This is a genomic window from Agrobacterium sp. 22-209-1 (genome assembly GCF_053522485.1).
In genome coordinates this window covers 230,870-243,699 of record NZ_JBNWCH010000005.1, presented here as the reverse complement: position 1 = coordinate 243,699, position 12,830 = coordinate 230,870, and the positions used below count along the sequence as shown (strand labels likewise).

At 59.4% G+C, this 12,830-nt stretch carries 14 protein-coding genes; 4 read left to right on the top strand and 10 right to left on the bottom strand.

Annotation, left to right across the window (positions count from 1 at the left end):
• Positions 1-21: 21 nt before the first annotated feature.
• The 7 genes from ACQZ48_RS14110 to ACQZ48_RS14080 all read right to left on the bottom strand — a co-directional run bounded on the left by ACQZ48_RS14110 (position 22) and on the right by ACQZ48_RS14080 (position 5,841).
• The gene (locus ACQZ48_RS14110; RefSeq protein ID WP_077985489.1) at positions 22-816 is read right to left on the bottom strand and encodes an ABC transporter ATP-binding protein; all 795 of its coding nucleotides are present in this window, start codon (positions 814-816) and stop codon (positions 22-24) included.
• Positions 813-1,694 (bottom strand): ABC transporter permease, encoded by an 882-nt coding sequence (locus tag ACQZ48_RS14105; RefSeq protein ID WP_191217221.1) that lies wholly within the window; start codon positions 1,692-1,694, stop codon positions 813-815. Before ACQZ48_RS14105 ends, ACQZ48_RS14110 begins: the two co-directional genes overlap by 4 nt.
• Before the next feature lie 107 nt (positions 1,695-1,801).
• Positions 1,802-2,755 carry an ABC transporter substrate-binding protein gene (locus ACQZ48_RS14100; protein WP_077985487.1) on the bottom strand — a complete coding sequence of 318 codons (954 nt, stop codon included), beginning with the start codon at positions 2,753-2,755 and terminating at the stop codon, positions 1,802-1,804.
• Between the two features lie 109 nt (positions 2,756-2,864).
• The gene (rlmN, locus tag ACQZ48_RS14095; RefSeq protein ID WP_142913030.1) at positions 2,865-4,037 is read right to left on the bottom strand and encodes a 23S rRNA (adenine(2503)-C(2))-methyltransferase RlmN; all 1,173 of its coding nucleotides are present in this window, start codon (positions 4,035-4,037) and stop codon (positions 2,865-2,867) included.
• Positions 4,038-4,303: 266 nt separating this feature from the next.
• On the bottom strand, positions 4,304-4,807 hold the full coding sequence (locus ACQZ48_RS14090) for an invasion associated locus B family protein (RefSeq protein WP_077985486.1): 504 nt from the start codon (positions 4,805-4,807) through the stop codon (positions 4,304-4,306).
• 296 nt (positions 4,808-5,103) lie between these two features.
• Positions 5,104-5,484 carry a YkvA family protein gene (locus tag ACQZ48_RS14085; protein WP_077985485.1) on the bottom strand — a complete coding sequence of 127 codons (381 nt, stop codon included), beginning with the start codon at positions 5,482-5,484 and terminating at the stop codon, positions 5,104-5,106.
• A gap of 51 nt (positions 5,485-5,535) precedes the next feature.
• A complete protein-coding gene (locus tag ACQZ48_RS14080; RefSeq protein ID WP_077985484.1) occupies positions 5,536-5,841 on the bottom strand; it encodes a 4a-hydroxytetrahydrobiopterin dehydratase in 306 nt (101 codons plus the stop codon).
• 58 nt (positions 5,842-5,899) lie between these two features.
• Here ACQZ48_RS14080 and ACQZ48_RS14075 point away from each other — a divergent pair, with 58 nt between their 5' ends.
• Positions 5,900-6,379, top strand: a complete 480-nt coding sequence (locus ACQZ48_RS14075; protein WP_191217220.1) for a low molecular weight protein-tyrosine-phosphatase — start codon at positions 5,900-5,902, stop codon at positions 6,377-6,379.
• Here the strand turns inward: ACQZ48_RS14075 and thpR are convergent.
• Positions 6,313-6,906: an RNA 2',3'-cyclic phosphodiesterase gene (thpR, locus tag ACQZ48_RS14070; RefSeq protein ID WP_077985482.1), complete on the bottom strand. Its 594-nt coding sequence runs from the start codon at positions 6,904-6,906 to the stop codon at positions 6,313-6,315. The genes ACQZ48_RS14075 and thpR overlap by 67 nt on opposite strands.
• Before the next feature lie 68 nt (positions 6,907-6,974).
• Positions 6,975-7,625: an arylesterase gene (locus tag ACQZ48_RS14065; protein WP_077985481.1), complete on the bottom strand. Its 651-nt coding sequence runs from the start codon at positions 7,623-7,625 to the stop codon at positions 6,975-6,977.
• A 91-nt stretch (positions 7,626-7,716) separates the two neighbouring features.
• Here ACQZ48_RS14065 and ACQZ48_RS14060 point away from each other — a divergent pair, with 91 nt between their 5' ends.
• The 3 genes from ACQZ48_RS14060 (at position 7,717) to ACQZ48_RS14050 (ending at position 11,941) form a co-directional block, all read left to right on the top strand.
• Positions 7,717-8,427 carry an ABC transporter ATP-binding protein gene (locus ACQZ48_RS14060; protein WP_142912959.1) on the top strand — a complete coding sequence of 237 codons (711 nt, stop codon included), beginning with the start codon at positions 7,717-7,719 and terminating at the stop codon, positions 8,425-8,427.
• Positions 8,424-10,985, top strand: coding sequence for an ABC transporter permease (locus ACQZ48_RS14055; protein WP_191217219.1), 2,562 nt, complete (start codon positions 8,424-8,426; stop codon positions 10,983-10,985). The genes ACQZ48_RS14060 and ACQZ48_RS14055 overlap by 4 nt, the downstream gene beginning before the upstream one ends.
• A gap of 218 nt (positions 10,986-11,203) precedes the next feature.
• Entirely contained in the window at positions 11,204-11,941 is a 738-nt protein-coding gene (locus tag ACQZ48_RS14050; RefSeq protein WP_077985478.1) for a Bax inhibitor-1/YccA family protein, read from the top strand.
• A 124-nt stretch (positions 11,942-12,065) separates the two neighbouring features.
• On the opposite strand, the gene ACQZ48_RS14045 is transcribed toward ACQZ48_RS14050, so the two are convergent.
• Positions 12,066-12,458 (bottom strand): DUF2794 domain-containing protein, encoded by a 393-nt coding sequence (locus tag ACQZ48_RS14045; RefSeq protein ID WP_003523170.1) that lies wholly within the window; start codon positions 12,456-12,458, stop codon positions 12,066-12,068.
• Positions 12,459-12,830: the final 372 nt, after the last annotated feature.

The following is a 12,830-nucleotide window of genomic DNA, read 5'->3' as shown; positions in this document are numbered from 1 at the left end:
CCTACGGCGCCTTTTTTACAATCAACCGATCAGCAACTCATCGTCATCGAGCTTCTGGCCGCGTATCTTGCGGAACATGTCGATCAAATCTTCGACCTCGAGATCCCTGCGGCTGTCGCCGGAAACGTCGAGCACGATCTCACCGGCATGCAGCATGATCGTGCGGCTACCATAATCCAGCGCCTGACGCATGGAGTGGGTAACCATCAGCGTCGTCAGCTTGCGCTCCGACACCACCTTGCGGGTCAACTCCATCACGAATTCGGCCATGCCGGGATCGAGTGCCGCCGTATGTTCATCCAGCAGCAGCACGTCCGAGCCGGACAGCGTCGCCATGACGAGCGAGACTGCTTGCCTCTGACCGCCGGACAGAAGGTCCATGCGGTCCTTCAGACGATTTTCCAGCCCGAGATTGAGCGAGGCGATGCGCTCCTTGAAGAAATCCCGCCGACCACGCCCAAGCGCCGGCAAAAGGCCGCGACGCGTGCCGCGCGACGCCGCCAGCGCCAGATTTTCCTCGATGGTGAGCGCGCCGCAGCTGCCCGCCAGCGGGTCCTGAAACACGCGCGCCACCCGCCCCGCCCGGCTGGCGGTCGGTTTGCGGGTTACATCGGCGCCGCCGATCATCACCTTGCCCGCCGTCGGCAGGACATCACCGGCGAGAACGCCGAGCAGCGTCGATTTGCCGGCGCCATTCGAGCCGATGACGGTGACGAAGGAGCCATCCTCAATAGTGAGGTCGATCTTGGAGAGCGCCTGCTTCTGCAGCGGCGTGCCGCGCCCGAAGACAACTTGAATATCGGAAAGGGAAATCACGATGTTGCTCCCCCGCGGCGCAGTCGGGGCAGGATCAATGCGATGGCCACCAATACCGCCGTTACGAAATTGAGATCGGACGCCTTGAGGCCCAGCACATCGCTCGACAGAGCGAACTGGATGGCGAGACGATAGGCGATGGAGCCGAAGACACAGCCGATCAGCGCGACCAGAATACCGCGCGCGCCGAACAGTGTTTCGCCGATGATGACGGCCGCAAGCCCGACAACGATAGTGCCGACACCGGAGGTCACATCCGCAAAACCATTGGTCTGCGCGAACAGCGCGCCGCCGAGAGCGACCAGGGCATTCGAAAGCGCCATGCCGAGGTAGATCTGGTTACCTGTCTTCACCCCCTGCGCCCGCGCCATCCGGGCATTGGCGCCCGTCGCGCGCATAGCAAGGCCCGCATCGCTTTCAAGAAAACGCCAGACGAGGATGACCGCGGCCAGCACCAGCGCGCCGACGAAAAGCGGCCGCACCAGATATTCCGACAGGCCGAGGCCGTAAAACGGCGATATCATCGTATCCTGATTGAGCAGCGCCACATTCGGCTTTCCCATCACGCGCAGATTGACGGAAAACAGCGCGATCATCGTCAGGATCGACGCAAGCAGGTTGAGGATTTTGAAACGAACGTTGAGGGTGGCGGTCACGATGCCGGCGGCGGCACCGGCCACCATCGCAATCGCCGTCGCAACCCAGGCATTCAGACCGGCGATGATCAGCACGGCAGCCACGGCGGCGCCGAGCGGAAACGAACCGTCCACGGTCAAGTCAGGAAAATCAAGCACACGGAAAGCGAGATAAACGCCGATCGCCACGAAAGCGAAGACCAGTCCCAGCTCCACGGCGCCCCAGAAGGCGATTTGGCTCACGGTAATGTCCTTGTTATTGCCGCCATCAGGCGGATACGGGTGCTGTCTCGCGCCACGTAGAACGGGCGGCGAATTTGCCGCCGCCCGTTATTCCGTCTGGTTTCGGTTCAGTCGATGACCTTGGTGGCGCGCTTGGTGACGCTTTCCGGGAAGGTGACGCCGGCTTTTTCGGCGGCCTTCTTGTTGATCACCAGATCAGTGCCGACAGCAACGGTTGCCGGAATATCGCCCGGCTTTTCACCCTTGAGAATGCGGACGACGACGGCGCCGGTCTGTTTGCCAACGTCGAAATAGTTGAAGCCGAGGGCGGCAACCGCACCGCGGGCGACCGAATCCGTATCGGCCGCGTAAAGCGGGATCTTGGCTTCGGAAGCAACACCGGCAGCCGCTTCGAAAGCGGAAACGATAGTGTTGTCGGTCGGAACGTAGATCACATCGGCCTTGCCGACCAGTGCGCGGGTTGCACCCTGCACTTCTGCCGATTTGGTGGCGACGGATTCAACAACCTTGAGACCCGCTTTCTCAGCCTCAGCCTTCAAGAGGGCGAGCGTCGATACGGAATTGGCCTCGGCCGAATTGTAGATGAAACCGATGGACTTGGCGTTCGGAGAGATTTCCTTGATGAGCGCCAGATGTTCGCCAACCGGGAGCATGTCCGAAAGGCCGGTCACGTTGCGGCCGGGCTTTTGCATGTCCTTGACGAGCTGTGCGCCGACCGGGTCGGAAACCGCCGTGAAGACAACCGGAATGTCGCGCGTGGCGGCAACGACGGCCTGCGCGGAGGGCGTGGAGATCGGCACGATGACGTTCGGCGCATCGCCAACGAACTGGCGCGCGATCTGCGCGGCGGTGCCGGGATTGCCCTGCGCGGACTCATAAAGGAACTTGAGGTTCTCACCTTCCTTGTAACCGGCTTCGGCAAGCGCGGCCTTGACGCCGTCACGGGCGGCGTCAAGCGCCGGATGTTCGACGATGGCGGTGACAGCAACGGTGACGTTTTCAGCCTTGGCCGGCAGAACGAGGGCGCTCGCGGCGGCGAGAGCCAGAATGAATGCGCGCATGGATATCCTCCTGTTGGTTCCCTGTTTTCGTCTTCTTAGGAACAAGACAGCCCGAAATCAATCGGAGAACCACTGCAAAACAAGCTTTCAGGCGGCAATTGCGGCTTATTCAGTCATCCGCGCCGTGGTTGGCGATCATCATCGCCTCGAAAGCCAGCCTTTCGGTCTTGCGCATCCGTTCCGATTCCGACTTCAACTGGCCGCAGGCGGCGAGAATATCGCGACCGCGCGGCGTGCGGATCGGCGAAGCATAACCGGCCTGATTGATGAAATCGGCGAACTTCTCGATCTGCGCCCAGTCCGAGCACTGATAGTTCGTGCCCGGCCATGGGTTGAACGGAATGAGGTTGATCTTGGCCGGGACGCCCTTCAAAAGCTGCACCAGCATCTTGGCGTCTTCCAGACTGTCATTGACATCCTTCAGCATCACATATTCGAAGGTGATGCGACGGGCGTTGGAGAGGCCCGGATATTTGCGGCAGGCCTCGATCAGTTCCTTCAGCGGATATTTCTTGTTGATCGGCACCAGCATGTCGCGCAGCTCGTCGCGCACCGCATGCAGCGAAATCGCCAGCATGACGCCGATCTCATCGCCGGTGCGGAAGATTTCCGGCACAACGCCCGATGTGGAGAGCGTGACGCGACGCTTGGAGAGCGACAGGCCATCGCCATCGGTGGCGATCAAAAGCGCGGTCTTCACATGCTCGAAATTATAGAGCGGCTCGCCCATGCCCATCATCACGATGTTGGAAACCTTGCGGCCTTCGCTCGGCACATAAGCGCCGACCGGCGTCGAACCGTCGGGAAAATCACCGAGCCGATCGCGTGCCAGCAGAAGCTGGGAAAGGATCTCCTCAGCCGTCAGGTTGCGCACGAGGCGCTGGGTGCCGGTGTGACAGAAGGAACAGGTCAGCGAACAGCCCACCTGGCTTGAAATGCACAGCGTACCGCGACCCTCTTCGGGAATATAGACCGTCTCGATTTCGACCGGACGTCCCGCACCGCGCGGTGGGAACCGCATCAGCCATTTGCGGGTGCCGTCATTGGAAATCTGTTCCTCGACAATTTCCGGACGGGCGATGGTAAAGGCCGCCTTCAGCTTCTCGCGAAGCTCCTTGGCGACATTGGTCATATTGTCGAAATCGGAGACGCCGCGCACATAAAGCCAGTTCCACAACTGGCTGACGCGCATCTTCACCTGCTTCTGCGGCACGCCGATTTCCGAAAGCGCCTCACCCATTTCCTCACGGGTCATGCCGATCAGCGACGGCTTGCCGGACATCAGATCGCTATTGGCGATCAACGGCGTTTTGACTGCCAGGCCGGCAGGGGCTTGCATTACAGACATTACGCTATCCCATCATTCCATGCATCGCACGACCGGCCTTTCGGATAGGCGGAAAATCGTCTGCATGTCGAGAAAATCAAAGGCGGAGCAGTTTTCGCGCATCCGCCTGTCAATGTTGCCGCGCCTTTAGCATCAAACAAGTAAAAACGCAAATGGCCGGTCAAGGACCGGCCATTGTCAGACACAATACGGTGTCAGGATTATTTGCAGCTCTCGATCTGCTTGAGAGCCGCCGAAATACCCGACAGCGAATAGGAATAGGACGTCGCGGTGCCACGGCCGGAGGTGGCCTTGACGGTCATGGACCTGCCGCCCTTCATGGCCGCCACAAGCGCCGGTTCTTCGGCGGCGTTTTCAACCCAGGCGGCCTTGTCCTTGGTGAACATGACGAAGTTTTTGTTGTCGATCGTCACATTAACCTTGGAACCCTGCTTGAGCGGATAACCCACCATGGCCTGCGGCTCATAGGAAATGTTCTGACCCGGACGTTGCGAGACGATGAAAAAGATATCGCCGTGGTCGACATTTGCCGGCTCCTTGGCGGTCGGAATGGAAAGAACGTAGCAGACGGTGCTGTTGCCCGATTTGTACGAATAGGCACCCCATGCATTGAACTGCTGGATGCGCGTGGGCGACTGTGCAGATGCTACGCCGACGCTGGTCAGCAAAATGGCCGCTGCGGTTGCTACACTTCTTACAAACATTGAATTTCCTGCCGGGTTATTGTCTTCCATTGGCCCGAAGCATCGGCGAGCCCAGTTTCTGGATCGGCCACGTTCAGGTGCGGATCGTCTTTTCTCATTGTGGTCGGGAAGCGGTTACCAAACCGTCAACAACACGCATAAAATGCCGGAAACGTCTTGCGGTGTTACAGATTGGCGACTCCCGACGCCCTGAGGAGAAAGGTGCGAAACACCCTTCTTTCGTGTGTATGACACATAAATTCAGGCAAGAATTTGTCGCCCGTCAGGCTCGCCCGAACAGGCAGATCACAGAGGCGTTACCCGGCTTCCTGCTGCCGTTTCAGCATGGCGTCAGCCGCCTCGTAGTGCTCCATCTTGATATGGGCGCGGATCATAGCGAGCGCTGCCGTGATGACGGCGATGTCGTCAGTGAATCCGATAACGGCCAGCACATCCGGCACGGCATCCATCGGCATGATGAAGTAGGCGAGCGCCGCCAGGATGATACCCTTGGCGCGCAGCGGCGTATCGCGGTCGATCGCGCAATAATAGGCCGCCGCCGCATCGCGTGCGAAAGGTACCTTCGACATCACGCGCTTCAGCTTGGGCCAGAATTTCGCACGCACGACGTTCTCGCGCTCCTCCCGCCTGTCGGCTTCACCAGGCAGAAGAATTTCACCGATTTTCACATCATCCATGATCGACGGTCCTCCGGTCACGGCTATTATATGGGATTTAAGCTCCGCCGTTCAATTGCTTCGAGCCGCAGCCGCCTTCTGCATGGCCTCGGCCAGAAGAAAATCGCGCTCCGTCACACCCTGCGAATCATGGGTGGTGAGGCAGACCTTCACCCGCGAATAGACATTGGACCATTCGGGATGATGATTGAGCCTTTCCGCCACAAGTGCGGATTCGGCCATGAAACCGAAGGCTTCCGCAAAGCTTGCAAACTTGAAGGAACGGACGATAGCCGCTCCGTCCTCGCGCAGGGACCAGCCCTCTAGTTTCGACAGGGCCTGCCGGATGGCGTCCGGCTCTAGTCTGGGATATTTCATGAACTTGCCTCCGCTTGAGACCCATTAACGCTTCAACGACGTGATCGACGCACAATCCATGAAACATACAGCTATTCTTTTTGTCTGCATGGGCAATATCTGCCGTTCACCGCTGGCCGAAGGGGTTTTGAGACGCCTTGCCGACAGCGCGGCCATGTCTGATCAGCTCACCATCGATTCCGCCGGCACCGGCGGCTGGCACGCGGGTGACGCGCCCGATCCACGGTCCATCGCCATGGCGCGACGGCATGGCGTCGATATTTCCCGGCAGCGGGCGAGACAGGTCACCCTGGCGGATTTCGAGACCTTCGACCTGATACTCGCCATGGACGAAAACAATCTGGCGAACCTGCTGCAATCGAGCCCGGGAAGGCAGCGACACAAGATCCATCTCTTCGTGGACTATGCCACTGGCTGCCGCGAGAACGTCCCCGACCCCTATTACGGGGCCGAGGACGGGTTCCTCAAGGTCTACAACATGCTCTTGGCAGGATGCAGATCGTTGCTCGAAAAGATGGAGCTGGACCGCGCCTCATGAAGCGGAAACGCCTCTTCAACGATATAGGGTCCACCGCCCACCGATTCCTTCGACGACATCAGCACGAAACGGCCGACCGTGAAGGGCGAGGTGCGGAAGTTGCCGCGTCCGGAAAGATACTGCACCACATCGTCCACGCGGGAGGAGCGCAACCGCGCCAGCGTGACATGCGGCATGAACTTGCGCGGATCGGGCGGGAGACCGATCCTCTGGCAAATCCGCTCGATTTCCGCCTGAAGCGCATGCATTTCCGGCGAGGGAGAAACCCCGGCCCAGATGGAATGCGGTTTCTTGGAACCGAAGGACCCCATACCGGTGAGGTTCAGCTGGAATTCCGGCCTGTCGATCCGGTCCAGCCTGTCCACGACCTCATCTGCGGTACGACCGTCGATGTCACCGATAAAACGCAGGGTTATGTGATAATTCTCCACATCGATCCACCGGGCTCCCGGCAGACCACCGCGCAACAATGAGAGGCTCATAGCCGCATTGCGCGGAATTTCGAGGGCGGTAAACAGTCTCGGCATGGCGAGCTCCCCGAATCTCTTGGCAGAACAAGCATAGCGAATCACGCAATGCAGGCGGGCGCAAGTGCTTATTTTTTTTGCGCACCGATTGTCGTGATGAAGCTTTCAACAGCCGGCAAAGATTTTTCAACCATCGTCGCCACACCCTTCGTATTGGGGTGCATCTTGTCGTCCAGCTTCAGCGCATCATCCGTCACCACGCCATCAAGAAAGAACGGATAAAGCGGCAGGTTGTATTTTTCGGCGAGCTTCGGAAAGATCGGATTGAAGCGGCTGGCATAATCATCGCCCATATTCGGCGGCGCCATAATGCCGACCAGCAACACGGCTATGTTGCGCTTCTGAAAACCGGAAATGATGGTGTCGAGGTTCTTTTCGGTCTGTTCGGGGGGAATTCCGCGCAGAGCGTCATTGGCGCCGAGTTCCAGAATGACCCCGTCCGTACCATCGGGAACCGACCATTCCGCTCGCGCCAGACCACCTGAGGAGGTATCGCCGGACACACCGGCATTGGCGATGGCGACATTGACGCCCTTGCCCTTTAATGCAGCTTCAAGCTGTGCGGTGTAGCTGTCGGTTGGCGGCAGCTGATAACCAGCCATCAAGCTGTCGCCGAGGCCGACCAGTTGCAATGTCCGTTCCTGAGCCATCGCAACAGAGCCCGAAAAGGCGGCGGCAAAAATGACGATGAAGTGAAACAGGGCAGCTTTAAATCTCATCACGGCTTTCCTAACTTGGTTCCCATTGTCTGAAATACCGACCGCATCGAGCGCCAGACCGTTTTCATCACACTATATAGGAACGAGAATTGTGACGAAAAGCATCATAGAGCTGAAGAAAGCCGACCTCACGCTCGGCAATGCCGCCGCCTCCGTTCACGTTCTCAAGAACATCGATCTTTCAATCGGAGAGAGCGAGGCGGTTGGTATCGTCGGCCCCTCCGGATCGGGAAAGTCGACGCTTCTGATGGTGCTTGCCGGTCTCGAGAGGCTCGATAGCGGCGAAATCATCATTGCCGACACCGAACTGCACAAGCTCGGCGAAGATGCGCTGGCGGATTTCCGCGGCCGGAATATCGGCATTGTCTTCCAGTCCTTCCATCTCATCGCCAATATGACGGCGCTCGAAAATGTCGCCGTTCCGCTGGAACTGGCCAATGTTCCAAACCCGTTCGAGATCGCCAGACGCGAGCTCGTCGCTGTCGGTCTCGGCGAGCGCCTGAGCCATTATCCCGGCCAGCTCTCCGGCGGCGAACAGCAGCGTGTCGCCATCGCCCGCGCGCTTGCCCCTTCGCCGGCCGTACTGATCGCCGACGAACCGACCGGCAACCTCGATACCGATACCGGCAGGCAAATCGCCGATCTTCTCTTTGCCAAGCAGGCCGAACGGGGCATGACGATGATCCTCGTCACCCATGATCCGTCGCTTGCCGCCCGGTGCTCACGGCAGATCAAGGTGCGATCCGGCGAGATTGAGGGCGACAGCGCCCGTCCCCAGATGGCGCGGGCGGTATCGGCATGATCGGCTCCATTTTCCCCTCTTTCGCCAATATAAGAAACGCCATGAGGCTTGCGCGCCGCGAAATTCGTGGCGGCCTGCGCGGCTTTTACATTTTCCTTGCCTGCATTGCGCTCGGAACCGGTGCCATAGCCGCCGTCAATTCCGTGTCACGCGCAGTCACTAGCGCCATAGCCACCGAAGGCCAGTCGATCCTCGCCGGAGACGTCCGTTTCGAGCTGCGCAACAGGGAGGCGACGCAGGAGGAACGGGCCTATCTCGACCGCCTTGGTACCGTCGCGGTTTCCACCGGGCTGCGTTCCATGGCGCGCCTTGCCGATGGGTCTGAACAGACCCTGACGGAAGTGAAGGCCATTGACGGCGCCTACCCGCTCTATGGAACTTTCGTGGCCGAGCCGAACCGACCGCTGAGCGAACTTCTGGCCGGGAACGGCGACACTTATGGCGCCATCGCCGCGCCGCTTCTGCTGGAACGGCTCGGCATCAAGGTCGGCGATGAAATCCTGCTCGGTAATGTGAAGCTGAAACTGACCGGCACCGTGGTCGACGAGCCGGATGCTCTGTCCGACGGTTTCGGTTTTGCTCCACGACTGATGGTCAGTCGCGACGCCCTTTTCGCCTCGGGTCTCGTTCAGAACGGGAGTCTTGTCGAACATGCCTACAAGATCAGGCTGAGCGATCCTTCGGCACGGTCAACGATGACCGATGCGGCCAACAAGGCCTTTCCCGATGCCGGCTGGTCCATCCGCACCAGTGACCGGGCGGCCCCATCGCTCACCGAAAACGTCAATCGCTTCTCGCAATTCCTGACGCTGGTGGGCCTCACCGCGCTCATCGTTGGCGGGGTCGGCGTCGCCAATGCCGTTCGCGCCTTTCTGGATTCTAAACGCACCACCATCGCCTCGCTGAAATGCCTGGGTGCGCCGGCCTCGGTGGTCACCATGACCTATCTCTTCCAGATCGCCTTCATCGCCGCCGTCGGCATCATCATCGGCCTTGTCGTCGGCGCCGTCGCGCCGCTTATCGCCATGCGGTTTCTGGAGGGCGTATTGCCCGTGCCGAAGGAGCTTGCCTTTTATCCCGGCGCTCTCGGTCTTGCCGCCCTGTTCGGTCTCCTGACGACGCTCGCTTTCGCCATCGTACCCCTTGGCCAAGCGCGCGAGGTGCCGGCAACGGCACTTTTCCGCGAACAGGGTTTCGAGGAGGGAAGCTGGCCATCCTGGCCCTATCTGGTAGCAACCGGCCTGCTGCTGGCGGCGCTCGCCGCTCTTGCCATCTTTTCTGCGGAAGACCGCTTCATCGCCTCGGTCTTCCTGGCGGCCATCGCTTTTGCGTTCATGGTGCTGAGGTTCGTTGCCTCCGGCGTCAAGGCCATCGCCAAGCGCAGCCCGCGCGTTCATTCGGCTGCGCTCAGGCTGGCGATCGGCAATATCCACCGGCCAGGCGCGCTCACCCCCTCCGTCGTTCTTTCGCTCGGCCTCGGCCTGACCCTGCTCGTGACGCTGACGCTGATCGACGGCAATCTGCGTCGCGAATTGACGGACAGCCTGCCGGACCGCGCACCGAATTTCTTCTTCGTGGATATTCAGGGCAGCGAACTTCAGGGCTTCCGCGATCTTCTGAAACAGGAAGCGCCGGAAGGCGCGCTGACAGAAGTGCCGATGCTGCGCGGCCGCATCCTGGCGCTCAACGGCGAGGACGTCACGAAGATGGAGGTGCCTCCGGCCGGGCGCTGGGTGCTGCGCGGCGACCGGGGCATTACCTATTCGCAGGATATTCCCGAAAATGCGACTCTGACAGAAGGAAGCTGGTGGGGGCCGGACTATAGCGGCGAGCCGCTGGTTTCCTTCGCAGCCGAGGAAGCTGGAGAACTGGGTCTCAAGATTGGCGACACGGTTACCGTCAACGTGCTCGGCCGCAGCATCACGGCCAAGATCGCCAATCTGCGTAATGTCGAATGGGAATCCCTCTCAATCAATTTCGTCATGGTGTTTTCACCCAATACCTTCCGCGGCGCACCGCATGCCTGGCTTGCGACCCTTGCCGATCCTTCCGCAACCGCCAGCGACGAGGGCCGCATATTGCGAGCCGTCACCAACACTTATCCGACGATCACCAGCGTGCGCGTGAAGGACGCTCTCGATGTCGTCAACCGGCTTGTCGGCCAACTCGCCACCGCCATTCGCGCCGCTGCGGCCGTTGCGCTCATCGCCTCCGTCCTGGTCCTTGCCGGCGCTCTTGCCGCCGGAAACCGCGCCCGTACCCATGACGCGGTCATCCTGAAAACGCTGGGCGGCACACGAAACCTGCTCATCCGCGCTTTCTCCTATGAATATATGATGCTCGGCCTCGCCACCGCTGTCTTCGCGCTTTTCGCCGGCGGCGTCTCCGCATGGTTCGTGATTGCCCGTATCATGAAGCTGCCCTCCAGCTTCCTGCCGGATGTGGCGATCGGAACCCTCGTCGTCGCCCTCGTCATGACGGTAGGCATCGGTCTCATCGGCACATGGCGGATTCTCGGGCAGAAGGCAGCCCCGGTTCTCCGGCAGGCAGGCGAATGATCGTCGGTTGTACGCCGCTTAACTTTAACGATTAATTCTTTGTAATGATCGCCAAAACGTGAGCGCTTTTCGCGCATATGGTGTCTTTTCGACGGGAAAAGGCCTTGTATCGGACACGATCTGCCATCATATTCTCAAGCAGGCTTGCTGAAGCTCCGCAGCGGCGCCCGGGAGGTATCCCGACACCGTAGCAATCACGGAGCTCAAAAGAGGAAACAATGGCTGACTTCAATAACTACCAGAACCGCATGGCGCAGACGCGTGCACAGTCTGGTGCGATGATCGATGAAGGTCTTCGCGCCTATATGCTGAAGGTTTATAACCTGATGGCGCTGGCTCTGGTCATCACCGGCGTCGCGGCATTTGGCACCTATACGCTTGCTGCTTCGAACCCGGCTTTTGCCCAGCTGCTTTTCGCGTCGCCGCTGCGCTGGGTTGTGATGCTCGCACCGCTGGCGCTGGTCTTCTTCCTTAGCTTCCGTATCCAGAACATGAGCGTGTCCGCCGCCCAGACCACCTTCTGGGTCTACGCTGCGCTGATGGGCGTTTCGCTCTCCTCGATCTTCTTGGTCTACACCGGCCAGAGCATCGTGCAGACGTTCTTCGTAACGGCTGCATCGTTCGGTGCGCTTTCGCTCTACGGCTACACCACGAAGAAAGATCTGTCGGGCCTCGGTTCGTTCCTGATCATGGGCCTGTTCGGCTTGATCATCGCGTCGATCGTCAACATCTTCCTTGCGTCGTCCGCTCTGCAGTTCGCAATTTCCGCGATCGGGGTGCTGATATTTGCAGGCCTCACCGCCTACGATACCCAGAAGATCAAGGAAATGTATTTCGATGCTGACGATGTTGCCGTCGCCGGCCGCAAGGCGATCATGGGCGCACTGACGCTCTATCTCGACTTCATCAACCTCTTCACCTTCCTCCTGCAGTTCCTGGGAAACCGCGACGACTAAGGTTAAGGGTTCGATTGCCAGACACACGAAAGGCGGCCCGTCGGCCGCCTTTTTATTTGGGAAGATTCCTCACCCTTATCCGCCAGAGCGTCCCGTCCCTGCCGGCGATCGCTTTTGCGAAAGCTCATTCGATGAGCTTCAAAACCTTGTCGAAGACCTTCAGAACCTGCGGCAACTCATGCCCACGTTTTAAAATGCGGCCATCCGTATTCACCACGCAATAAGCACCCTGTTTCGCCGCCAGCTTGGGGTTTTTCTCGATCCTGAAAAGCGGCATTTCACCTGAGCGCTTGAAGACGGAAAACACTGCTTTTTCCTTCAGGTGATCGATGGCGTAGTCACGCCATTCGCCCTCTCCCACCATGCGGCCATAGATGCGCAGAATCGCATCCAGCTCGCGGCGGTGAAAGGTGACCGGCAAAGGGTCCTTGTTCTTTTTATATTCGCGGAGATCGATGACGGTGGAATTGTCACGTGAAGCGGTCTGCACCTGCTGCACATCCGGTTGATCGGTCATCCAATACCTCCGATTCCACCCAAATCATCCGTGCAGTGTGAGCCTGAGAGGGCGAAATTGCAAGTCTTTGCACCGGCATGGCGTACAGGACAGGGGAATTCCGGGCAGGGTTTGACAAGCCTTCGATGCGCAGCGGAACCGGAATACGGCAGCGCAGAACTGCGCCCGCCGTTTCTCGGACAAGCGCTGCCAACTGCAAAAGCAGGGGTTAAAAATGGTAACCATTTAGGCAGCCATTTTCGCGTAGGCTGCCGTATTTCGGTCAAACCATGGCCTGAATTGGGTGGAATAGTCCTATTGTCAATTGATGCCTAGGCACCAAGATGACCCGGTCCGGTGCATTGACCCTTTACCCCCAGCCCCCAATGCCCG

What these genes read in the sequence shown, in the direction of transcription:
- thpR (WP_077985482.1), bottom strand. Translation starts at nt 6,906, where the DNA reads ATGCCGAGACTGTTTACCGCCCTCGAAATTCCGCGCAATGCGGCTATG.
- ACQZ48_RS14100 (WP_077985487.1), bottom strand. Translation starts at nt 2,755, where the DNA reads ATGCGCGCATTCATTCTGGCTCTCGCCGCCGCGAGCGCCCTCGTTCTG.
- ACQZ48_RS14085 (WP_077985485.1), bottom strand. Translation starts at nt 5,484, where the DNA reads ATGGATGATGTGAAAATCGGTGAAATTCTTCTGCCTGGTGAAGCCGAC.
- ACQZ48_RS14045 (WP_003523170.1), bottom strand. Translation starts at nt 12,458, where the DNA reads ATGACCGATCAACCGGATGTGCAGCAGGTGCAGACCGCTTCACGTGAC.
- rlmN (WP_142913030.1), bottom strand. Translation starts at nt 4,037, where the DNA reads ATGTCCGGCAAGCCGTCGCTGATCGGCATGACCCGTGAGGAAATGGGT.
- ACQZ48_RS14055 (WP_191217219.1), top strand. Translation starts at nt 8,424, where the DNA reads ATGATCGGCTCCATTTTCCCCTCTTTCGCCAATATAAGAAACGCCATG.
- ACQZ48_RS14050 (WP_077985478.1), top strand. Translation starts at nt 11,204, where the DNA reads ATGGCTGACTTCAATAACTACCAGAACCGCATGGCGCAGACGCGTGCA.
- ACQZ48_RS14065 (WP_077985481.1), bottom strand. Translation starts at nt 7,625, where the DNA reads ATGAGATTTAAAGCTGCCCTGTTTCACTTCATCGTCATTTTTGCCGCC.
- ACQZ48_RS14090 (WP_077985486.1), bottom strand. Translation starts at nt 4,807, where the DNA reads ATGTTTGTAAGAAGTGTAGCAACCGCAGCGGCCATTTTGCTGACCAGC.
- ACQZ48_RS14080 (WP_077985484.1), bottom strand. Translation starts at nt 5,841, where the DNA reads ATGAAATATCCCAGACTAGAGCCGGACGCCATCCGGCAGGCCCTGTCG.
- ACQZ48_RS14075 (WP_191217220.1), top strand. Translation starts at nt 5,900, where the DNA reads ATGAAACATACAGCTATTCTTTTTGTCTGCATGGGCAATATCTGCCGT.